At 64.6% G+C, this 21,459-nt stretch carries 25 protein-coding genes; 13 read left to right on the forward strand and 12 right to left on the reverse strand.

All coding sequences use genetic code 11. The features are described 5' to 3' along the window. A complete protein-coding gene (icd, locus tag AC3WUF_RS13835) occupies positions 1-1,767 on the reverse strand; it encodes an isocitrate dehydrogenase (NADP(+)) (RefSeq protein WP_492426521.1) in 1,767 nt (588 codons plus the stop codon). A gap of 127 nt (positions 1,768-1,894) precedes the next feature. On the opposite strand from icd, the gene AC3WUF_RS13840 reads away from it, so the two are divergent. Next, a complete protein-coding gene (locus tag AC3WUF_RS13840) occupies positions 1,895-2,443 on the forward strand; it encodes a DJ-1 family glyoxalase III (protein ID WP_492426523.1) in 549 nt (182 codons plus the stop codon). A gap of 68 nt (positions 2,444-2,511) precedes the next feature. Here AC3WUF_RS13840 and grxD read toward each other — a convergent pair whose 3' ends face one another. Continuing rightward, positions 2,512-2,841: a Grx4 family monothiol glutaredoxin gene (gene grxD / locus AC3WUF_RS13845; protein ID WP_492426525.1), complete on the reverse strand. Its 330-nt coding sequence runs from the start codon at positions 2,839-2,841 to the stop codon at positions 2,512-2,514. A gap of 194 nt (positions 2,842-3,035) precedes the next feature. On the opposite strand from grxD, the gene AC3WUF_RS13850 reads away from it, so the two are divergent. The 3 genes from AC3WUF_RS13850 to nadC all read left to right on the forward strand — a co-directional run bounded on the left by AC3WUF_RS13850 (position 3,036) and on the right by nadC (position 5,478). Further along, positions 3,036-3,611, forward strand: a complete 576-nt coding sequence (locus AC3WUF_RS13850; RefSeq protein WP_492426527.1) for a superoxide dismutase — start codon at positions 3,036-3,038, stop codon at positions 3,609-3,611. Positions 3,612-3,709: 98 nt separating this feature from the next. Then, entirely contained in the window at positions 3,710-4,606 is an 897-nt protein-coding gene (gene argF / locus AC3WUF_RS13855; RefSeq protein WP_492426529.1) for an ornithine carbamoyltransferase, read from the forward strand. A gap of 8 nt (positions 4,607-4,614) precedes the next feature. Continuing rightward, positions 4,615-5,478 carry a carboxylating nicotinate-nucleotide diphosphorylase gene (gene nadC, locus AC3WUF_RS13860; RefSeq protein WP_492426531.1) on the forward strand — a complete coding sequence of 288 codons (864 nt, stop codon included), beginning with the start codon at positions 4,615-4,617 and terminating at the stop codon, positions 5,476-5,478. Here nadC and murI read toward each other — a convergent pair. From murI to AC3WUF_RS13895, 7 genes are all read right to left on the reverse strand, one after another. Then, positions 5,475-6,239: a glutamate racemase gene (murI, locus tag AC3WUF_RS13865; protein WP_492426533.1), complete on the reverse strand. Its 765-nt coding sequence runs from the start codon at positions 6,237-6,239 to the stop codon at positions 5,475-5,477. The genes nadC and murI overlap by 4 nt on opposite strands. Further along, positions 6,236-7,048 (reverse strand): alpha/beta fold hydrolase, encoded by an 813-nt coding sequence (locus tag AC3WUF_RS13870; RefSeq protein WP_492426535.1) that lies wholly within the window; start codon positions 7,046-7,048, stop codon positions 6,236-6,238. Before AC3WUF_RS13870 ends, murI begins: the two co-directional genes overlap by 4 nt. Before the next feature lie 4 nt (positions 7,049-7,052). Further along, complete coding sequence (gene sppA / locus AC3WUF_RS13875) at positions 7,053-8,930, reverse strand: signal peptide peptidase SppA (RefSeq protein ID WP_492426537.1); 1,878 nt, start codon at positions 8,928-8,930, stop codon at positions 7,053-7,055. A 48-nt stretch (positions 8,931-8,978) separates the two neighbouring features. Next, a complete protein-coding gene (locus AC3WUF_RS13880; RefSeq protein WP_492426539.1) occupies positions 8,979-10,100 on the reverse strand; it encodes a beta-ketoacyl-ACP synthase III in 1,122 nt (373 codons plus the stop codon). A 96-nt stretch (positions 10,101-10,196) separates the two neighbouring features. Beyond that, on the reverse strand, positions 10,197-11,621 hold the full coding sequence (locus AC3WUF_RS13885) for an alpha/beta hydrolase family protein (protein ID WP_492426541.1): 1,425 nt from the start codon (positions 11,619-11,621) through the stop codon (positions 10,197-10,199). Between the two features lie 5 nt (positions 11,622-11,626). Further along, positions 11,627-11,917, reverse strand: a complete 291-nt coding sequence (locus AC3WUF_RS13890; RefSeq protein WP_492426543.1) for a hypothetical protein — start codon at positions 11,915-11,917, stop codon at positions 11,627-11,629. Between the two features lie 26 nt (positions 11,918-11,943). Further along, complete coding sequence (locus AC3WUF_RS13895; protein ID WP_492426545.1) at positions 11,944-12,318, reverse strand: hypothetical protein; 375 nt, start codon at positions 12,316-12,318, stop codon at positions 11,944-11,946. Positions 12,319-12,347: 29 nt separating this feature from the next. Between AC3WUF_RS13895 and AC3WUF_RS13900 the strand changes: the two genes are divergently transcribed. Further along, entirely contained in the window at positions 12,348-12,878 is a 531-nt protein-coding gene (locus AC3WUF_RS13900) for an alpha/beta hydrolase (RefSeq protein ID WP_492426547.1), read from the forward strand. After that, positions 12,875-13,306, forward strand: coding sequence for a DUF3293 domain-containing protein (locus tag AC3WUF_RS13905; RefSeq protein WP_492426549.1), 432 nt, complete (start codon positions 12,875-12,877; stop codon positions 13,304-13,306). Before AC3WUF_RS13900 ends, AC3WUF_RS13905 begins: the two co-directional genes overlap by 4 nt. Here AC3WUF_RS13905 and AC3WUF_RS13910 read toward each other — a convergent pair. Next, positions 13,303-13,674 (reverse strand): hypothetical protein, encoded by a 372-nt coding sequence (locus tag AC3WUF_RS13910; protein WP_492426551.1) that lies wholly within the window; start codon positions 13,672-13,674, stop codon positions 13,303-13,305. The two genes, AC3WUF_RS13905 and AC3WUF_RS13910, sit on opposite strands and share 4 nt — an antisense overlap. 49 nt (positions 13,675-13,723) lie before the next feature. Beyond that, complete coding sequence (locus AC3WUF_RS13915) at positions 13,724-14,200, reverse strand: acyl-CoA thioesterase (RefSeq protein WP_492426553.1); 477 nt, start codon at positions 14,198-14,200, stop codon at positions 13,724-13,726. Between the two features lie 112 nt (positions 14,201-14,312). Here AC3WUF_RS13915 and AC3WUF_RS13920 point away from each other — a divergent pair, with 112 nt between their 5' ends. The 7 genes from AC3WUF_RS13920 to AC3WUF_RS13950 all read left to right on the forward strand — a co-directional run bounded on the left by AC3WUF_RS13920 (position 14,313) and on the right by AC3WUF_RS13950 (position 20,893). Beyond that, positions 14,313-14,789: an SUF system Fe-S cluster assembly regulator gene (locus tag AC3WUF_RS13920; RefSeq protein WP_492426555.1), complete on the forward strand. Its 477-nt coding sequence runs from the start codon at positions 14,313-14,315 to the stop codon at positions 14,787-14,789. A gap of 4 nt (positions 14,790-14,793) precedes the next feature. Further along, positions 14,794-16,257: a Fe-S cluster assembly protein SufB gene (gene sufB, locus AC3WUF_RS13925; RefSeq protein WP_492426557.1), complete on the forward strand. Its 1,464-nt coding sequence runs from the start codon at positions 14,794-14,796 to the stop codon at positions 16,255-16,257. A gap of 43 nt (positions 16,258-16,300) precedes the next feature. Beyond that, a complete protein-coding gene (gene sufC / locus AC3WUF_RS13930) occupies positions 16,301-17,047 on the forward strand; it encodes a Fe-S cluster assembly ATPase SufC (RefSeq protein WP_492426559.1) in 747 nt (248 codons plus the stop codon). Beyond that, a complete protein-coding gene (gene sufD / locus AC3WUF_RS13935) occupies positions 17,047-18,144 on the forward strand; it encodes a Fe-S cluster assembly protein SufD (RefSeq protein WP_492426561.1) in 1,098 nt (365 codons plus the stop codon). The genes sufC and sufD overlap by 1 nt, the downstream gene beginning before the upstream one ends. Further along, positions 18,141-19,349 (forward strand): cysteine desulfurase, encoded by a 1,209-nt coding sequence (locus AC3WUF_RS13940; RefSeq protein ID WP_492426563.1) that lies wholly within the window; start codon positions 18,141-18,143, stop codon positions 19,347-19,349. Before sufD ends, AC3WUF_RS13940 begins: the two co-directional genes overlap by 4 nt. 2 nt (positions 19,350-19,351) lie before the next feature. Next, complete coding sequence (locus AC3WUF_RS13945) at positions 19,352-20,167, forward strand: hypothetical protein (protein ID WP_492426565.1); 816 nt, start codon at positions 19,352-19,354, stop codon at positions 20,165-20,167. Between the two features lie 153 nt (positions 20,168-20,320). Beyond that, complete coding sequence (locus AC3WUF_RS13950; protein ID WP_492426567.1) at positions 20,321-20,893, forward strand: hypothetical protein; 573 nt, start codon at positions 20,321-20,323, stop codon at positions 20,891-20,893. A gap of 42 nt (positions 20,894-20,935) precedes the next feature. Here AC3WUF_RS13950 and AC3WUF_RS13955 read toward each other — a convergent pair whose 3' ends face one another. Beyond that, the gene (locus tag AC3WUF_RS13955) at positions 20,936-21,418 is read right to left on the reverse strand and encodes a hypothetical protein (RefSeq protein WP_492426569.1); all 483 of its coding nucleotides are present in this window, start codon (positions 21,416-21,418) and stop codon (positions 20,936-20,938) included. Positions 21,419-21,459: the final 41 nt, after the last annotated feature.

Consider the following 21,459-nt stretch of genomic DNA (forward strand, 5'->3'; position numbering starts at 1 on the left):
TTATTCCTGCGCCCAGCCGAACTTCTCGACCGCATTGAAGATGTCGGTCTCGGTAACGATACCGATGATCTTGCCGTTCTGCTCGACGGTCAGGCGGCTGAAATTGTGATCGGCGATCGTGGCGGCGGCTTCGCGAATGCTCAGCTCCGCCGGCACCGACACGACGGGACGCGTGCAGATGTCCTTGACCTTCGTCGTCGCCGGATTGTTTCCGGCGCGGACGATCTTGGAGACGATGTCGCGGCGCGTGAAGATGCCCCACAAGCCCTTGGCATCCGGCTCGACGACGACCGAACTGATGTTGTTGTCGGTCATCAGATGCATCGCACTCTCGACCGTCTCGCTGTCGGCGACCGTGATCAGCGTGCGTGTCATCAGATCGGAGACCGTCTGCGGCACGCGGCCGGTGTCGGTCATCTCTTCCATCGGCTGCAGCAGGCGGCGGATCTCGCGCTGCTTGCGCTCCTTGGCAAGCTGGGCCTGCTGCGCCTTGCGCTTGGCCTCGATGTCCACCCCGCCCTGTATCCGTTCGATCAGCGCATCGGCGAACTGGCTGGTGCCGACTTCCGTCGCGCCTTCGATCTGACGCGCGAAATCGTAGGTCACGATGCCGTCGCCGATCACTTCCGGATAGACCAGCGTGATCAGGTCGGCGGCCTCCTGCCAGCCCATGTACTCGAGCATCATGACACCGGAGAACAGCAGCGAGCCCGGGTTGACCTTGTTGAGGTTGGCGTACTTGGGCGCGGTACCGTGCGTCGCCTCGAACACCGCGATGCTGTCGGACATGTTGGCGCCCGGCGCGATGCCCATGCCGCCGACTTCCGCGGCAACCGAATCCGACAGGTAATCCCCATTGAGATTCGGCGTCGCCAGCACGTCGAACTCGTCCGGACGCAGCAGCATCATCTGGAACATGATGTCGGCGATGCGATCCTTGATGACGATCTTGCCTTCCGGCTGCTTGCCCTTGTACTCGTTGTAGAGCTGCTCCTCGGTGATCGTGACGCTGCCGAACTCGTCGCGCGCCACTTCGTAACCCCAGTTGCGGAACGCGCCTTCGGTGAACTTCATGATGTTGCCCTTGTGCACCAGGGTCACCGACTCGCGGCCGTTGTCGATCGCGTACTGGATCGCCTTGCGAACCAGACGCTTCGAGCCGAAGGCGGAAATCGGCTTGATGCCGATGCCGGCGCCTTCGAAGAACTTGGCGTTCATTTCCTCCTTGAGGAACTTGGCGACCTTCTCGTTCTCCTGGGTCCCGGTCTTGTATTCGATGCCGGCGTAAACGTCTTCGGTGTTCTCGCGGAAGATCACCACATCGACCTTGCCCGGATTCTTCAGCGGGCTTGGCACGCCCGCGTAGTGACGCACTGGCCGCACGCAAGCATAAAGATCGAGATCCTGGCGCAGCGCGACATTGAGCGAACGGAAACCGCCGCCGACCGGCGTCGTCAGCGGACCCTTGATCGAGACGACGAGTTCCTGCAGCACCTTGAGGGTTTCATCCGGGCAGTAATTGCCGTCGTACATGCCCGCGGCTTTTTCGCCGAGGAAGGTTTCGCACCAGTGAATCTTGCGTTTGCCGCCGTAGGCCTTGGCGACCGCGGCATCCCAGATGCGCAGGCAAGCCTTGGTGATATCGGGACCGATGCCATCGCCTTCCACATACCCGACGATGGGCTGATCCGGCACTTTCACCTTGCCGTTGTTGATGCTGATCTTTTCGCCAGAGGCCGGAATCTTGATATGACGATATGCAGGCATGGGGGCTGTCTCCTGGCTTTTCGGGTCTGGAGCTCAACAGAATACTACGCTCGACCTGACCCGACAGTGACGCCAGAATCGCGCGTAGACTAGGGTTCGCACTACTACTAAAAAAGGAGAAGGCCGCATGAAAGCACTGATCCCGGTCAGCGACGGTTCCGAGTCGCTGGAAACGGTCACGATCGCCAATATCCTGCGGCGCGCCGACGTCGAGGTGACGATCGCAGCGATCGGCGACGAAGCGGTGGTGACTGGCACGCGGCACATCAAGATCAGCACCGACGCCCAATTTTCCGCCGTCGCAGACAAGGATTTCGATCTGATCGTGCTCCCGGGCGGCGAGCAAGGCGCGAAGGCGCTCGGTGCGCACGCCGGTCTGATGGCCAAGCTGGTTGCACAGCGGCGCGATCACCGCTGGTATGCGGCGATCTGCGCCGCACCGGCGCTGGCGCTGAATCCGCATGGCCTCCTCGACGGCAAGAAGGCCACCTGCTATCCGGCGTTCCGCTCCAACCTGCTGCATTACGTCGATCTGCCGGTGGTCGTCGATGGCCATTGCATCACCGGTCAGGGACCCGCATCCGCGGTTGCCTTCGGCCTGCAGCTGGTTGAAAGCCTGTGCGGCAGCGCCAAGCGCAAGGAAGTGGCCGAGGCCCTGCTCCACACGACGCACTGAGCCGGCTGCGGAAACGGAAACGCCCGCATCGAGCGGGCGTTTCCGTTGCAGCAACCCAACCGATCCGGTTACGCGGCCTTCTTGCCCGCCACCGCTTCCTTGAGCATCTTTTCCAGCTCACCCGATTGATGCAGGTCCAGCGTGATGTCGCAGCCGCCGATCAGCTCGCCCTTGACGTAGAGCTGAGGAAAAGTCGGCCAGTTGGCAAACTTCGGCAGAGCGCGATAAACCTCTTCATCCTCGTAGATGTTCACGTAGGCGAACGCGACGCCGCAGGCTTTGAGTGCTTGCACGGTGCGCGCGGAAAAGCCGCACTGGGGAAAATCAGGCGTCCCCTTCATGTACAAAATGATCGCGTTTTCAGTGACTTGCTGCTTGATGCGCTCGAGTACATCCATATCTCACTCCCGAGTCCCTTCATTGGAGGGTAAGTAACGGCGGCGGATTATACGCGTGCCGATGACATGCAAGTGAAGCTTGTAGTGCCGCCAAGTCGTTCAGCTATTGAATTTGACTCCCCCGTCGCCTATTTTGTTCGCCCTTTTGACCAAGCCACGGCGTTCCGCGCCCGAGCCAGACCGAGGTTAATACCATGGCATTGACGCTCCCCGATCTTCCTTACGCCCGTGACGCACTGGTTCCGCACATGTCGGCGGAAACCTTCGACTACCACTACGCCAAGCATCACAAGGCGTATGTCGACAATGGCAACAAGCTGATCGCCGGCACCGAATTCGAGAACATGTCGCTGGAAGACATCGTCAAGAAGTCCTCTGGCAAGATCTTCAACAACGCCGCTCAGGTCTGGAACCACACGTTCTTCTGGAACTGCTTGACCCCCAAGCAAGCCGCGCCGGGCAAGAAGCTGACCGATGCGCTAGTCAAGACCTTCGGCGGCATCGAGGACTTCAAGAAGCAGTTCACCGAATCGGCGATCGGCAACTTCGGCTCCGGCTGGACGTGGCTGGTGAAGAACGCCGACGGCAGCCTCGCGATCGTCAACACCGCGAATGCCGGCACGCCGCTGACCGAAGGCAAGACGCCGCTGCTGACCTGCGACGTCTGGGAACATGCCTACTACATCGATTATCGCAACGCGCGTCCGACGTATCTGGAGCATTTCTGGGCGCTGGTGAACTGGGCGTTCGTCGAACAGAACCTCGAATAACCCAACCCGCGGGATCGGCGCCCCGGCGCCGGACTGATGGCAAGGCACACAAAGGGCTGCGATTGCGCAGCCCTTTCCCTTTTTCTGGAGCATCAAAGATGGCACGTCATTTTCTGCGACTGACCGACCTCAGCGCCGCCGAAGCAAGATCCGTGGTGGATCGTGCGATCGCGCTGCGCGCGCGTCCGGATCCGTCGCACCGCCCCTTCGTGGGCAAGACGCTGGCCATGATCTTCATGAAGAACTCGACGCGCACGCGCGTCAGCTTCGAATCCGGCATGGCGCGTTTCGGCGGCCATGCGCTGTTCCTGCAGGCCGGCAGCACTCAGCTCGGCCGCGACGAACCGATCTCCGACACTGCGAAAGTCATCTCGCGGATGTGCCACGCGATCATGATCCGCAACGACTCGCACGCGGATCAGATCGAGCTCGCCGCGCACTCGCGCGTGCCGGTCGTCAACGGCCTGTCGGAACTGCACCATCCCTGCCAGCTGCTCGCCGATCTGCAGACCTGGATCGAGCATCGCGGCGATCCGCGCGGCAAGGTCGCCGCCTGGATCGGCGACGGCAACAACGTCTGCCACTCCTGGATCGACGCGGCGCGGATGTTCGATTTCACGCTGCGCATCGCGACGCCGGCCGGCTTCGAGCCGAAGGCCGACATCGTCGCCTCCGGCGGCAAACATGTCGAAATCGTTGCCGACGCCAAGGCGGCGGCGCGCGGCGCCGACATCATCATCACCGACACCTGGACCAGCATGGGCCAGGAAGCCGAGACCCAGCGCCGGCTCAAGGCATTCGCGGGTTACTGCGTCGATGCCGCGCTGATGGCGCTGGCCAAACCGGATGCAATCTTCCAGCACTGCCTGCCCGCCCATCGCGGCGAGGAAGTCAGCGCCGAGGTCATCGACGGGCCGCAGTCGGTCGTCTGGGACGAGGCGGAGAACCGCCTGTGGGCGCAGATGGCGCTGCTTGAGTTCCTGCTCGCAGCCTGAGGCCGACGATGATTCAGCTCCTGCCCGCTTATGTCACCGATGTAGCCGCCACCGTCGCTGCCGCGCTGAAAGAAGATATCGGCGCCTGCGACTGGACCGCGCAACTGGTCGATGCCGATCGCGTCGCGGACGCTCGGGTGATCTCGCGCGAAGCGGCGGTGATCTGCGGCCGCGCCTGGGTCGACGAGGTTTTCCGTCAGATCGATGCGGCGCTGCAGATCAGCTGGCAATGCGGCGACGGCGACCGCGTCGCCGCGGACCAGGTTTTGTTCACGCTGCGCGGACGTGCGCGCTCCATGCTCAGCGGCGAGCGCACCGCGCTGAATTTTCTGCAGACGCTGTCGGCCACCGCGACGGCGGTCAGCCATTATGTCGATGCCGTCAGCGGCACCGATTGCCGCATCGCCGACACGCGCAAGACACTGCCTGGCCTGCGCAACGGCCAGAAGTACGCGGTGCTGTGCGGCGGCGGCGTCAATCACCGCATCGGCCTTTACGACGGCATCCTGATCAAGGAAAACCACATCGCGGCCGCCGGCGGCATCCAGCAGGCGATCGCCCAGGCGCGTGCGCTGCAGGCCGGCGTGCCGCTGATGACGGAAGCCGAGACGCTGGACGAGGTGCGCGCCGCGCTCGCCGAGGATGTCGACCTGCTGCTGGTCGACGATTTCTCGCTGGACGCGTTGCGCACCGCCGTCGAGCAGGTGCGCGCGCACCGCAAGGCCGGCGGCAAGACGCTGATCGAGTATTCCGGCGGCGCCAATCTGAAGACCGTCGGCGAAATTGCCCGCACCGGCGTCGACCGCATCTCGGTCGGCGCCATCACCAAGCACATCCAGGCCGTCGACCTGTCGATGCGGATTACCGGCTAGCGGCGCATCAGCATCTCGTGCAGCGGCGCGAAGGCCGCCGCATCGCCGCTGGTCAGCCATTCCAGCTTGCCGTTGCGGTTCGCCGGCTTGAGCAATTCATCGCGCACCAGCAGGCGCTGCACCTGACGCGCGACTGCTTCGCCGGTGTCCAGCAACTGCACGTCGGGCCCGACGACATCGGCAATCATCGGTCGCAGAAATGGATAGTGCGTGCAGCCCAGCACCAGCACATCCGCGTTCTCCGCAAGCAGCGGTGCGGTGTACTGCTCGATCAGCGCACGTGTCTTCGCGCTTGAGAGATCTCCGGCCTCGACCTGCTCGACCAGCCCCGGACAGGGCTGCGTGATCACGCGCACGCCATCCGCGTGCCGGGCGACCAGACCGTGAAACTTGTCGCCTGCCAGCGCCGCACCCGTCGCCAGCACGCCGATCACGCCGCTGCGCGTGATCGCCGCCGCTGGCTTGACCGCCGGCTCCATGCCGACGAACGGCACCGGATACGTCGCCCGCAGATGCTCGACGGCAGCAATCGTCGCGGTGTTGCAGGCGACGACGATGAGCTTGGCGCCGCGTTTCAACAGCTCCTCGGTGATCACGCACGCGCGCTCGGTGATCTCGGCGGCGGACTTGCCGCCATACGGGCAATGCGCGCTGTCGGCGAAATAGATCAGGTCCTCCGCCGGCAACACACGGCGGATATCGCGCAGCACCGAAATGCCGCCGACGCCCGAGTCGAACACTCCAACCGGCGCGACACTCATCGTGGCGACGCCTTGCGCAGCGCCGGCTGCGGACCTTCAAGAAAACGCATCACGACCTGGTTGAACTCCTCGGGAAACTCGGACGGCAGGCCGTGGTGCGCGTCCTTGAACACGTGCAGGCGTCCGCGCGGCAGCGCATGGGCGAACAGCACGGTCTTGTCATGGCCAAAATAGTCATGCTCGGCAGCGGCCACCAGCACCGGCATCCTGAGTTCATCGAGCCGGCCCATGATCGACCAGCCGCCCAACGCCATCAGCGCGGAAAGGTACGAACGTCGCGAGTTACGCGCGCCGCGGCGGATCGCGCGCTCGCGCTTGGCGGCGTCGGCGGGATCTGGATAGCTGCGCGCCGCGCCGATCTCCGACAGCCACTTCGGCCCGAGCAACCCCATGACGACCAGACGATAGATGAACTCGACGTAGTGGCGTCGCGACTCCGGCTGGAAGGTCGGCACGCTGTTGGCGATCACCAGACGCTCCACCCGCTGCGGCTGCGCCAGGGTGAACTCCTGCGCGACCGCGCCGCCCATCGAATGACCCATCAGCTTGAAACGCTGCAGCCCCATCGCATCGACGAAAGCCCGCACGTCCGCCGCCAGCTGCGGAATCGAAATCTTGCGCCGACCCCGCGGCGTGTCGCCAAAGCCGCGGAAATCCGGCGCCAGCACCTGGTACCGCCGCGCGAAGTAGGGAATCTGGTATTCCCAGTCTTCAATGCTGCCGCCCAGCCCGTGCAGCAGAACCATCGGCTCGCCCTCGCCAGCGACGATGTAGTGCAGCGCCAGGTCGTCGAGCTGGATCTGCGGCATGGGCTCAGTAAGCGCGTCCTGTGGTCACCGTGCAGAAACACCGCGCATACGCGCCACGCGGATCGTTGAAGCTGTTCAGCAGCTGCTGTACGTCCGCCTGCGACTGGAGTTGCTGCAGCCAGCTGTGCGCGCCGGGAATCAGCGCGCCGAGCGCGCTGATCTCGATCTTGCCGGAGAAGCTCGACAGCAGAGCGGCCGCGAAACCACGATCCGGCTGACGTTCGTCGAGCTGATAATTCTCGGGATCGAGACCGGCGAGTTTCGCTGCCGCCGCACCCGCCTCCTCCAGGCCGCCGAACTCGTCGACCAGGCCCATCTCGCGGGCATCGGTGCCGCTCCAGACGCGACCGCGCGCGAGCGTGTCGACCTTCTCGACCGGCAGCTTGCGACCGGCGGCAACACCGCCGACGAAGTCCTTGTAGACCTTGTCGATGCCGGCCTGAATGATGAATTCGATCTCCGGCGACAGCGGACGATCGATGCGGAAGGCGCCGGCCATCGGCGTCGTGCCGACACCGTCGGTGTGCACGCCGATCTTCTGCAGGCTTCCTTCCAGTGTCGGAATCAGGCCGAACACGCCGATGGAGCCAGTGATCGTCGTCGGATGTGCCCAGATCTGGTCCGCATCCATCGCGACCCAGTAGCCGCCGCTCGCAGCCACGCTCGACATCGACGCGACCACCGGCTTGCCCTCGGCGCGCAGGCTGTTGACCGCGCGCCGGATCTGTTCGGACGCCCAGACGCTGCCGCCGGGCGAGTCGATGCGCAGCACGACCGCGCGCACCTCGGGATCGCGACGCGCTTCATCGAGCAGATCGTAAATCGTCTCGCCGCCCGCCTGACCCGGCTCGCCCGGGCCATCGACGATCTCGCCCTGGATGACGACCAGTGCAACGACGCCGTTGTTGTTGGCGTCCGCCTGCTCCAGGCTCAGCTCTCGATTGCGCGTCGTCAGATAGTCCTGGTAATGGATCTGCCGGAAGCTGCCGTGTTCTTCATCGATGCCGACGGTCTGCGCCATGCGCGTACGGAACTCGCTGAGCGTCTCCAGCTGCGTCACCAGCCCCTGGTCGCGCGCATAGATCGCCGAGTCGCCGCCATTGGCCTTGAGGCCGTCGACCATGCCGTTGACGTAAGCGTTGACGGCGCCGGCATCGAGCTTGCGCCCGGCGGAAACCGCCTCGCCGTAGGACGACCACAGGTCGCCGAGCCACTCGAGATTCGCGGCGCGCGCTTCGCTCGACATGTCGTTGCGCGTGAACGGCTCGACCGCGGACTTGTACTCGCCGACGCGGAACACGTGGATGTTGACGCCGAGCTTGTCGAGCGCATCCTTGAAATAGTTGGTGTAGCTGCTGAAGCCTTCGACGTTGACCGCGCCATAAGGATCGAGCACGACTTCGTCAGCCTGCGATGCCGCGTAGTACTGCGTCTGGTCGTACCAGGCGCTGTACGCAACGATGCGCTTGCCGCTCGCCTGGAAGGCACTCATCGCCGCGCGCAGTTCGTCGAGCTGGGCAAGACCGGCGCCCCACAGACCATCGAGCTTGAGCACCGCAAACGGGATGCGGTCGTCGTCGCGCGCCGCGTTCAAGGCATCGATCAGGTCGCGCAGGCTCGACTGCGACGGCATGTCGCCGCTGACGTCTTCAAGGAACTGCTGCCCTGGATCGGCATCGAGCTGCTCGACCAGCGAACCGGACGGCGCGAGGATCAGCGCGACGTTGTCGTCGATCGCCACCGGCGCCTTGCCCTTGAAGGCGAACCAGGCCAGTGCCAGCGACAGCAGCACGCCGAGAACGACGAAGGTGCGGAACAGCACGACGAAGACGCCCCAGATGAATCCGAAGAGGCGGCCGAGAAACGAACGGGATTCGCTCATGGTTTGAAAAGTTCTTTCAGACGGTCCGAAGACCTAATATGGCGCCGATCAGTGCCGACGCAAGACGACCGAACCGGCCGAGTAGCCGGCACCGAAGGCACACAGCACGCCGACATCGCCCGGCTGCATGTCGCGGTGATGCTTGTGCATCGCGATGACCGAACCGGCGGAACTGGTATTCGCGTACTCGTCGAGAATGACCGGCGCTTCGATGCGGTCCGGCTCGCGGCCGAGCACTCTTTTCGCGATCAGCTGGTTCATGCCCAGGTTTGCCTGGTGCAGCCAGAAGCGCCGCACCTTCGCCGGATCGACACCCAGATCGCTCAGATGCGAGAGCATCAGCTCCGCGACCATCGGCACCACTTCCTTGAAGACCTTGCGGCCTTCCTGGTGGAACAGGATGTCGTCCCAGCTGCGCTGCTGGATTTCGCAGGCGTTGAGGAAGCCGAAGTTGTTGCGGATGTTGCTGGAGAACTGCGTCTTCAGGCGCGTACCGAGCACTTCGAAATAACCCTCGGCCCTGACGCCCTCCAGCGGTTCGACGACGACGGCGGTCGCTGCATCGCCGAAGATGAAATGGCAGTCGCGGTTGCGCCAGTTGAGGTGCCCGCTGCAGATTTCCGGATTGACGACCAGCGCCACGCGCGCGGTGCCCATGCGTACCGCGTCCACCGCGGCGGTGACGCCGAAGGCGGCCGAAGCGCAGGCGACATTCATGTCGTACGCGAAACCATTGGCGCCGAGGTAGTGCTGCAGTTCCACCGCCATCGCCGGATAGCCGCGCTGCATGTTCGAGCAGGCGACGATGATCAGATCGACTTCAGCGGCTTCGCGCTTGGCGTTGGCGAGCGCTTCGCGCGCCGCGGCCAGCGCCATCTCGCACATCAGCGAGGGCTCGTCGTCGCGGCGGGTCGGAATCCGCGGCCGCATGATGTCGACATCGAGTATGCCTTCGCGGTCGACCACGTGACGCGACTGGATGCCCGAAGCCTTGAAGATGAATTCCGAGCTGGACGGCGCCAGAGCGGTCGTCGTGCCCGCCGAGATCGCCGCCGCGTTGTCGGCGTTGTAGCGCTCGACATACGCGTTGTAGCAAGCCACCAGCTCGTCGTTGGAAATGGACAGCGGCGGCGTATACAGGCCAGTCCCGGAGATGGCAGCAGCAATCATGGGGGTCTTCGATGCGCGGGCACAGCCGCAGGGAAAGGGAGTTTAGAGCTTATCCGCAAAGCAGGCACCCACCCGCAACCGGGCGAGATGCCTACCCTAGGAAACCTCGGGCCAGCCCGCCCTCTGCATGGCCTGGCGCAGGGCGACGCGCGGCGTGCGTTCGCGCCGCACGCTCAGATGCGAGCCCTGATACCACTGCACCGGCACACCCCAGTGCTTGGACAGCGCCAGCGGATTGGGCGCCAGCACGACCCGATCGCCCGTCGCCGCGACGATATGCAGGCGCGAGGCATCCGGCAACGGCGGGCGGCTGAGCGGCGAGACCGGCGCCAGCAGCCTGCGGTACTGCGCTTCGTCGAGGCCGCGTGCACTGAAATAGCGCGCCTGCGCCGGCGGCAGGAAACGCCACAGCGTCGAGGCGAAATCGGTGACCGGAATGCCGGCGATGACGAAATCCAGATCGCGCTCGTAGGCCGACAGCAGCGCGGCGTTGTAACCGCCCAGGGAAATGCCGTACACGCCGATCTTTGCCTGCGGCTCCTGCTCGCGCAGCCAGGCCAGCGTGCGGCGCAGATCCCACAGTGCCTGCATCTGCGCATGGACCAGATCCAGCGGATCGCCGTCGAGGTAGTAATCGCCTGAGCGCGGGCCGGCGCGACGCGGACCGTGCAGCGGCAACACCGGCTGGATCACGTTCAGACCCAGGCCCTGATGCAGCCAGCCGGGCGAGAACATGCCGAAATCCATCCAGGCCGGCCCCATGCGGTAGCCGTGGATGCACAGCAGCCAGGGCCGCGGCGGTCCCGGATGGCGCAGGATGCGTACGTGGCATTCGTGATTTGCTTCGAAGCTGTTCCAGCGATCGGCGCCCGGCAGTTCCGGCGGCGGCGCGAAGCCGCTGGCGAAGTTCAGCACCTCGTAGTCGAAGCCCCACAGACGCGCCCGCTCAATATGAGTTTCTGCCGGTGCCGGCGGCGCCGGATGCATCGTCGCCGGATCCTGATGCCAGCCCTTTTCGTCCATCAGCGCATCCAGCGCGATCGCTTCGTCGGCGATCCGCTCGGCCTCCGCGCCGCGCGGAAAACTCGCGGTGCCGACGAAATAGCCGAGCAGGGCTTCGTCGATGCCGGCCTTGATGTCCATGACGGTCGAACGCTCCGGCATCGGCGCGCCGGCAGCCGGCGGCTCGCCGAACAGCCCCAGCCGGCCCGCGGCCATCAGGCTCAGCGCCGAGCCGAGCAGGCCGTAGAAGCCGAGATCGATGCCCGCGAAGATCCAGGCGATCGGTGAAATCAGCACGCCGATGACAGCGCCGGACGCCATCATCGCGGTGATGCGGCGGTCGCCCGGCATCAGCAGCAAAGCGCTGCCGGAACTGATCAGCAGGATGGCCGGCCACACCGCCAGGAAGACTTCAGCCGGCGATTCGATCAGCAACAGCCAGCACAAGCCGGCGACGATCGGCACCAGACCCAGCCATTCACGGCCTTCCGGCGGCTTTATTTCCACAGTGTCTTGCATGGGATTTACAGCACGCGATCAAAAACGAGAATGGCCCCAATCAGCGCGACCAGGCTCAGCGCCTGGGCGATCCAGCGCCAGGACAGGGTGCGTCGTTGCGCCCACCAGGCCAGGCCGCTGAACACGCCGAGCACCCAGAATGTCGCCGTGGTCTGCCAAACGACTGGCCACTCCGCGCGCACGCGCGGTGCCGTGTCCAGATTGACCGCATACATCAGGCAGACCACACCAAGCGTCAGGGCAAAGGTAACGCTCAGCGCAAACAGCAGGCCGTTGAAGGCACGCAACAGTTTCATACGAGTGTCTTGACGTTGACTGGGGGTTATTTTTTCTTCTGGCGCCGCAGCGGCGACGGCACCGGCAGCACGCGACCGACCACCTTGGGGCTTGCCATGCCGGTCTTGAACAGCAGCGCGGCGAACTGGCGCATGATGCGGTCGCGGTTCTTGAACACCGAATCGACCATCGGCACCTTGCGCTGACGGATTGGGGTGATCAGGTCGTCCGGCTCCGCGCCGAACTTGAAACTGACGGACAGCTCCACTTCCAACGGTTGCCCCTTCTTCAGGCGCTCCGACTTGTTGCGGGCGATGCGAGCCTTTCTGGCCTCGGCCTTCTCGGCGCGCGACCGCTTTGAGCGCGCCGCTGCGGAATCATCCGCGACGGCCGGTTCGGCCTCTGCTGCTTTCCTTATCATGTCGCTTCCTTCATGACGGCAAACTCAGCATGCCTCAACGCCCGCAGGATCAAACCTCGCCCGAACATCTGGTGTGCTTTGCGCATGGCAAGGAGAGCGGGCCCTGGGGTCTGAAGATCAAACGACTGGCGCAAACCGCCGAACACCGCGGCTTCGCCGTCATCAGCCCCGATTATAGTCACACGATGGACCCGGCCAAGCGCGTTGCCCAGCTACTGGGCATGCGGCCGCAGGCCCGGCGCCTCGTGCTGGTCGGCTCCAGCATGGGTGGCTACGTCTCCGCCATGGCCTGCGCGGCGCTGAAGCCAACGGCCCTGTTCCTGATGGCCCCTGCCCTGTATTTCCCCGGCTGGGACGCAGAACCGGCGGGCATCCCGGCACTGTGCAGCGTCGTGCATGGCTGGCACGACGAGATCGTCCCGGTCGAACGCGCGCAGCGCTTTGCCGCACGTCATCCCTGCGAGCTGCACCTGATCGAAGCCGAGCACACGCTCAACGCGCGCGTCGAATCGGTGGCCGCGATTTTCGACGATCTGCTGCGTCGCGTGCTGATCGCATGAGCGCGCAGCGGGATCGCGCGGATCTCGAATCCGCATTTCGCGCCGCCCATTACCGCGTCGATTCCTGGCGAGGCAGCGTCGTCCGCCATGTCGGCATCGTCGATGTGGCCGCCGACGCGGCACTCGCTGCGGCGGGCTGTCGCAGCCAATGGTCCATCGTCACGCCCTGCAATCCGGGCGCGCTGCGGCTGAGCGATCAGGAGAATGCTGAACGTCTTGCTACGCTGGTCCGGCAGCTGGACGCGCTGCAGATCCATCATCGACCCGCGATCAACACCGCGCAGGACGGCAGCTGGCCGGAACCCGGCTGCTGCCTGTTCGACGCGGCACCGGCGCTGGTCGAACGGCTCGCCCCAGAGTCCGGGCAGCTGGCTTACGTCAGCGCCCGGCTTGGCGAAGCACCGGCGCTGATCTGGATCGAGCGTTAACGCGGATTCAGGCAATAGGCGTAAGGCTGCTGGCTGCATTGGCAGACCGGCGTCGCCGCGGTGCCGCAGTTGGCGGCATAGATCTGCCCGCCGCAGCTCACCTGACAACTCGAAGCGTTGCCGCCAACGCTCTGGCGCACGACGCCGGGCGTCACCGATTGCTGCACCGGCCCCGCGGATTGCTGCACGCCGCCACGGCCCACCGACTGCTGGAACGGCCCGGCACTTTGCTGGATGCCGCCAGGACCGACACTCTGTTTGAACGGACCGAATTCCTGCTCCACCGTCGGCATCGCGCAGGCGCCGAGCGTTAGACAGAAGGCGACTGCGACGGCTCGCCATGAGTTGCTCCGTTGGTTCTGTTTCATCAGCCATCTCCCCCACGAGACACTGGTTACCCAAGCGATTGATGACCGCTCAAGCACCCCGCTTTGGCCAGGGCTTGTATGACAGGAACTCCGCCGGCATGCGCCGCGGCTTGCCGGTTTTCATGTCGACGCAGACCCACTGCGTCTGCCCGCGCAGCACGGTCTTCCGATCTGACTCGCGAATGATCTGATAGCGCCGCCACATGCTGAGGCGGAAATCGTTTTCGTGGACCCAGGTCGCCAGCCACAGGCGATCGCCGGCAAAGGTCGGCGCCAGATAATCGAGTTCGTGACGCCGCGCGACGCAGCCGGCGCCAATCGCCTCGTACTCATCGAAACCGAGGCCCAGCGCGACCGAATGCCCCCAGGCGACCTGCTCCAGCCAACTCAGATAAACGACGTTATTGGTGTGACCAAAGCGGTCGAGATGCTCGGCGCCGACGGTCACGGCCTGCACGTGCGGATGCTCGACATCCCACAGGTCGTCGAGGGCTGTGGGCGCGGCCGGGGAAGCGTTTGTCGTCATAAGCCGCGAGCTTATCAGGCCATCAAAGTCGCTCAGGCGAGCTTCATCCATCGCATTGCAGCAAGCGCCGACGCTGCGTACAATTCATTCCGTACTGATTTAGTCTCCTTTTATGTTGAAGCTGAGCAAACTTGCCGACTACGCGACCGTGCTGATGACGCTCATCGCACGGGACAGCGAGCGCGTGCATACCGGCCAGGAACTGGCCGAGCGCAGCGGTGTGCCGGCGCCGACAGTCGCCAAGTTATTGAAAACGCTGACCCGCGGAGAACTGCTGCAGTCCCTGCGCGGCGCCCATGGCGGTTATCGCCTGGCCCGCCCGGCCGACAGGATCAGCGTCGCCGAGATCATCGCCGCCCTCGAAGGCCCGATCGGCGTCACCGAATGCGCCAGCCAGCCCGGCGGCTGCACGCTGGAATCCGACTGCAGCACCCGCGCCAACTGGCGCCTGATCAATGTGGCGATCCGCCAGGCGCTGGAAGCGGTGACGCTCGCGCAGATGGCGGTGCCGCACAGCAAGCCGCGCGAAGAGGTGCTGACTTTCCATCGCAGCCCGCGCGATTCCTCCAACCCCTCGTCTAATGCCTGAGCCGATGTCCGCCAAAGCCACAGACGTCCACAAACTGATCGCGAACCGGACCTACGAGGCCGGTTTCATCACCGATGTGGATTCCGAAACGATCCCGCCCGGCCTCGACGAGGACGTCGTCCGCACGATTTCCGCGCGCAAGAACGAGCCGGAATGGCTGCTGGAGTTCCGCCTCAAGGCCTACCGCCGCTGGCTGAAGATGACGCAGCCGACCTGGGCGCATGTGCACTACCCGCAGATCGACTACCAGGCGATTTCCTACTACTCGGCACCGAAGTCGATGAAGGACGCGCCGAAGTCGCTGGATGAAGTCGACCCCAAGCTGCTTGAGACCTACAAGAAGCTCGGCATTCCGCTGCGCGAACAGGAAATGCTCGCCGGCGTGCAGCCGCAGGTCGCGGTCGACGTCGTTTTCGACTCGGTCTCGGTCGGCACCACGTTCCGCAAGAAGCTCGCCGAAGCCGGCGTGATCTTCTGCTCGATCTCCGAAGCCGTGCGCGAGCATCCGGAACTGGTCAAGAAGTATCTCGGCACCGTCGTGCCGTTCGCCGACAACTTCTATGCCGCGCTGAACTCGGCGGTCTTCACCGACGGCTCCTTTGTGTTCATTCCCAAGGGCGTGCGCTGCCCGATGGAGCTGAGCACGTATTTCCGCATCAACGAACGCAACACCGGCCAGTTCGAGCGCACGCTGATCGTCGCCGAGGAAGGTTCGCACGTCAGCTATCTCGAAGGCTGCACCGCGCCGCAGCGCGACGAGAACCAGCTGCATGCCGCGGTCGTTGAACTGGTCGCGCTCGACGATGCGCAGATCAAGTACTCAACGGTGCAGAACTGGTATCCGGGCGACGAGAACGGCGTTGGCGGCATCTACAACTTCGTCACCAAGCGCGGCGACTGCCGCGGCCCGCGCAGCAAGATCAGCTGGACGCAGGTCGAGACCGGCTCGGCGATCACCTGGAAATACCCGAGCTGCATCCTGCGCGGCGACGATTCGGTTGGCGAGTTCTATTCGGTCGCGCTGACGCATCATCGTCAGCAGGCCGACACCGGCACCAAGATGATCCACATCGGCCGCAACACGCGCTCGACGATCGTCTCCAAGGGCATCGCCGCCGGCCATGGCCAGCAGTCGTATCGCGGCCTGGTCCGCGTGCTGCCCTCTGCCGAAGGTGCGCGCAACCACACGCAGTGCGATTCGCTGCTGATCGGCGACCAGTGCGGTGCACACACCTTCCCGTACACCGAGATCCGCAATCCGACGGCCATCCTCGAGCACGAGGCGACGACGTCGAAGATCGGCGAAGACCAGTTGTTCTACGCACGCTCGCGCGGCATCAAGGAAGAAGACGCCGTGTCGATGATCGTCAACGGCTTCTGCAAGGACGTCTTCAAGGAGCTGCCGATGGAATTCGCCGTCGAGGCGCAGAAGCTGCTTTCCGTCTCACTCGAAGGTTCCGTCGGCTGATCGAACCTCATAGCCAGGGCCGCAGGCCCGAGCCATAAACACCATGCTTGATATCCAGAACATTCACGCCCGCATCGACGGCAAGGAAATCCTCAAGGGCATTTCGCTGCGCATCAACGCCGGTGAAGTGCACGCCATCATGGGCCCGAACGGCTCCGGCAAATCGACGCTGTCGAAGCTCCTCGCCGGTCATGAGGACTACACCGTCACCAGCGGCACGGTGCAGTTCGACGGCAAGGATCTGCTTGAACTCGATCCCGAGCAGCGCGCCGCGCAAGGCATCTTTCTCGGCTTCCAGTATCCGGTCGAGATTCCCGGCGTCTCCAACATGGTCTTCCTGAAGGCCGCCCTCAATGCGCAACGCAAGCAGCGCGACGAGGAAGAGATGGCGGCCAACGACTTCATCGCCTGGGTGCGCCACCGCGTCAAGCAGATGAAGATGGACCCGGCGATGCTGTCGCGCGGCGTCAACGAAGGATTCTCGGGCGGCGAAAAGAAGCGCAACGAGATTCTGCAGATGCTGGTGCTTGAGCCCAAGCTGATGGTGCTCGACGAAACCGACTCCGGCCTCGATATCGACGCGCTGAAGATCGTTTCCGAAGGCATCAACCTGATGCGTTCGGAGAATCGCGCGGTGCTGCTGGTCACGCACTACCAGCGTCTGCTCGATTACGTGCAGCCGGATTACGTTCACGTGCTCGCCGGCGGCCGCATCGTCAAATCCGGCGGCCCGGACTTGGCGCGCGAGCTCGAAGAAAAGGGCTACGGCTGGATTCAACAGGCCGCCTGATGAGCAACCTGGATCATTTCCGCAGCGCCTTCGACGCGCTGCCTGCGGCTGCGCAGACGCCGCTGCGCCGCGCGGCGTTCGACGCCTTTCTCGCGCAGGGCCTGCCGTCCAACACGCTTGAAGACTGGCAATACACCGATCTTTCACCGCTCGCCGCCCTGCCGGTCGAAGCGCTGCAACCGGATCAGGCCACCGAGGAAAACTCGACCGCGGAATTCACCGACGGCCTCGATGCCTTCAACCGCGCCTTCGCCGCGGGTGGCGTCGACCGCCGGATTGCCGCCAACGACGTCGTCGCCGATCCGATCCGTCCCGAGCAGCGCGCCCACCAGCGTCATCGCCTGGTGCTTGAACGCAACAGCGAAGCGACGCTGATCCTCAACACCTCTGGCGATGCGCCGTTCCAGACGATCTTCGCCGACATCGACGTCCAGGCCGGCGCGCGCCTGCATCTGATCCGCGTCAGCGACGCCGGCGCCGAGGCGCACCGCCTGACCCGTGTCCGCTTGCGTATCGCGCGCGATGCGACGGCGGATGTCGTCAGCGTCGATCTCGGCGGCAAGCTGTCGCGCCACGATCTGCATGTCGACCTGTTCGAGCCCGGCGCCGCCGTGCACGTGCATGGTCTCTACGCACCGACCGATCGCGGCCATGTCGACAATCACACCTGGATCGAGCATCGCGCGCCGCATTGCACGAGCCGCGAATCCTTCCGCGGCATCGCGCGCGACAAGGCACACGCCGTGTTCAACGGCATGATCCGCGTCCACAAGGATGCGCAGAAGACCGACTCCGAACAGCGCATCGCCAACCTGATCCTGTCGCCCGGCGCGGTCATCAACGCCAAGCCGGAGCTGGAGATCTACGCCGATGACGTCAAATGCGCGCACGGCGCGACCTTCGGCCAGCTCGACAAGACCGCCATGTTCTACCTGCGCTCGCGCGGCATCCCCGAAGCCGAAGCGCGCTCGCTGCTGACCTGGACCTTCGCCTTCGAGGTGCTGGAGAAGATCCGTCACGAGGACGTACGCACACGCGTCGCCAAGCGTCTGCTGCGCCAGCTGCCGGGCGGCGAACAGATCGAGGCACTGCAATGAGCGGGCTCGACATCGCGGCGATCCGCGCGCAGTTCCCGATCCTTGCCGAGAAGGTCAACGGCAAGCGCCTCGCCTATCTCGACAATGGCGCGACGACGCAGAAGCCGGAAGCGGTGCTGCAGGCGCTCGACAATTACTATCGCCGGCAGAACGCCAACGTCCACCGCGCCGTCCACGAACTCGCGGCGCGCGCGACCAGCGCTTACGAAGGCGCGCGCGACCGCATCGCAAAGTTCCTCAACGCACAGCGCGAAGAAGTCGTCTTCACCCGCGGCACGACCGAGGCGATCAATCTCGTCGCCCGCAGCTATCTGCAGCCGCGCATCCAGCCCGGCGATGAAGTGCTCGTCACTGGCATGGAGCATCACTCGGACATCGTGCCGTGGCAGCTCGCCGGCGCGAACGTCGTCGCCGCACCGGTGCTCGACGACGGCAGTCTCGACCTTGCCGCCTGGAAGCAGCTGCTGAGCCCGCGCACGCGCCTCGTTGCGATCGTCCATGTGTCGAACTCGCTAGGCACGGTGAATCCGGTTGCCGAGATGATTGCCGAAGCGCACCAGCGCGGCATTCCGGTGCTCGTCGACGGCGCGCAGGCGGTTGCGCATCTGCGCGTCGACGTCAAGGCGCTCGACGTCGACTTCTACGCCTTCTCCAGCCACAAGCTCTACGGCCCAACCGGTTTCGGCGTGCTGTACGCCAAGCGCGAGCATCTCGAAGCGATGCAGCCCTGGCAGGGCGGCGGCGACATGATCCGCACCGTCGCGTTCGAAGGCAGCACCTGGAACGACGTGCCGTACAAGTTCGAAGCCGGCACACCGGACATGGCCGGCGCCGTCGGCTGCGCCGCGGCAATCGAATGGCTGGATCGCGTCGGGCTCGATGCCGTCGCCGCGCACGAGCATGCCGTACTGGAGTACGCCACGCAGAAGATGCAGGAAGTACCGGGCCTGCGCCTGATCGGCACCGCCGCCAACAAGGGCGGCATCCTGTCCTTCGTCATGGACGGCCCGCATCCGGCCGACATCGGCAGCATCCTCGACATGGAAGGCGTCGCGATCCGCACCGGCCATCACTGCACGATGCCGCTGATGCAGCGCTTCGCGATCCCCGGCACCGCGCGCGCATCGATCGCGGTCTACAACGATCGCGACGACATCGACCAGCTCGTCGGCGGCCTGCTCAAGGTCAACAAGCTCTTCAGCTGACGATGTTCAGCGCCGCACTCGGCGTCAAGCTGTTCGCGGCGCCGGTGCTGATCGGTTTTGCGAGCCTCGCCGGCCGCCGCTGGGGACCGAACATCGCGGGGCTGATGGGCGGCCTGCCGCTGGTCGGCGCACCGGTTGTACTCGCGGTCTGGCTCAGTCATGGCACCGGCTACGCGGAAACCGCGGCGCGTGCCGCACCCGCCGGGTTGTGGGCCAACATCGTCTACATGCTCGTCGTCGGCTTCGTCAGCGCACGCTGGCGCTGGTATGCAGCGATCCCCTTCGGCTGGGTCTGCTATCTCGGCGCCGCGCTTCTGATCGAAGCCTGCGGTCTCGGGCTGTCGCTGTGGTTCGGTATCGCCTCCCTGCCCGCACTGTGGCTCGCCGCGCGCTACCTGCTGCCGGTGCCGCGCGAACTGCCGGCGCGAGTGAAGCTGCCGCCGGCGGAACTGCTCGCGCGCATGGGCGCTGCGGCAGTGCTGGTCTTCAGCCTCGCCACGGCCTCCGGTCTGCTCGGCCCGGAACTGACCGGCATCCTGTCCGGCGCGCCGGTCGCCGCCGTCGTCATTCCGGCGTTCACATTCGCAACGGCTGGCCGCGATGCACTGCTGCTGACGCTGCGCGGCTTCCTGACCGGCCTGATTGGCTTCGGGGTGTTCTTTCTGATTCTCGGGCAACTGGCCGGCAACATCGGCTTCTACGCCTTCCTGCCGGCGCTGATCGGCGGCGTCACGACCGGCTTCGCGGCGACGCGTCTGGCGCAGCATCTGGCCGTCGTTCAACCGCGCAACGGCGTGCCGGTCGGCAAAGCACCTTAGGCGGAACAGTCCGGGAAGCCGGGCTGCCACGCGCCCGTGGTTGATTGCCAGCCTGCGCAGAATGCCCAAGCCGGTCAGCGAGTCAGGCCTTGCTTGCGGCGCACCTGAATCAGGGCTATAGACTCCAGAGCAACGACGCCCTGGAGATAGCCAATGCGGATCAAGTCGCACGCGCCACTGATGTTTGTCGGCATGACGGTTGCCGGCATCCTCACCTCTGCAGTGATCGGCATCTTCATCACGTTGATGAGGCAGGAAGGTCGCGATAGCGGGTTCTTCTATGCGGCAATGACGCCGTTTCTGCTGATGGGAGCCCTGCTGACGTATTTCGGCGTCCGAAGCTTATTGCGCACCATGCGATACGGCAGCTGGCAACTCGAAGTCCCCAACCACAGCTACAGCTTGGGACAAACAGCCGACGCAACTCTGTTTCCCAGTCGCGAGCGCATCCTGGCTGGCGACCTGACGTGCTGCCTGCGCTGTATCCGCATCAATCGCGGCTCCACGGCAAGCGGGCAGATCGAGACGCTGTGGCAAACCACGTGGACACTGAGTGCGTCGCGAATCCAGCCTGAGCTGGGCATCGCTCTGCGTCTGCCCTTCCCGGAGGCCAGTGTGGAACTGATTGGTTTCGCAGACAGCGGCATCCAGTGGCAGCTGAACGTCATCATTCCGTCGCAGGACATGTCCGAGGAACCGGTGTTCGATCTGTCCGTGAGCGCCTGAACCGCTGCCGATCGTCACCCCAAGACATCTGCTCAGCGCGCCTCAGTCTTCAGGCTTTGGCGATTTTGAGATTCCCTTTTTCAGATTCTCCAGCTCAAGCGCCAGTTCGCGCTTCGCGGCAGCCCGGCGCTGCTCACCCGCCGCTGTGCGATCCGACTGATCTTGTACGTCGCCCAATAGCTGGCTGATACACCTTTGCTGTTGATCTATGTCCCCGGCGCCGCGACGGGTGTTGGGCAACATGAAAACGAAATAGCCGAACATCGCGGCAGGCAGCAACCATGCAGGATCAAACCCGAGCTGTTCGGTCGCACGATCCCAGGCGGGGCCGAGCCAGCCGATGAAATTCACAGCGCCATCCAGCCATCCGTCCATGGAACCACTCCCTTGCGTACCCATCGCGGCGTCGCCGCATGCCTGTTGTCCGCTTCCTGCGACGGCCTTGGCAACAGGCACAGCATAGTCCGGGCTGGAGGCCTTGGTGTGCTGGCAAGCCGCCACGCCGATGGAGTGGTCGACGTCCACGCACCCGGAGTCATGCAGGCAGACAGCTTGGCCAATGCACA

This window comes from Fontimonas sp. FW305-C-3 (assembly GCF_058783185.1).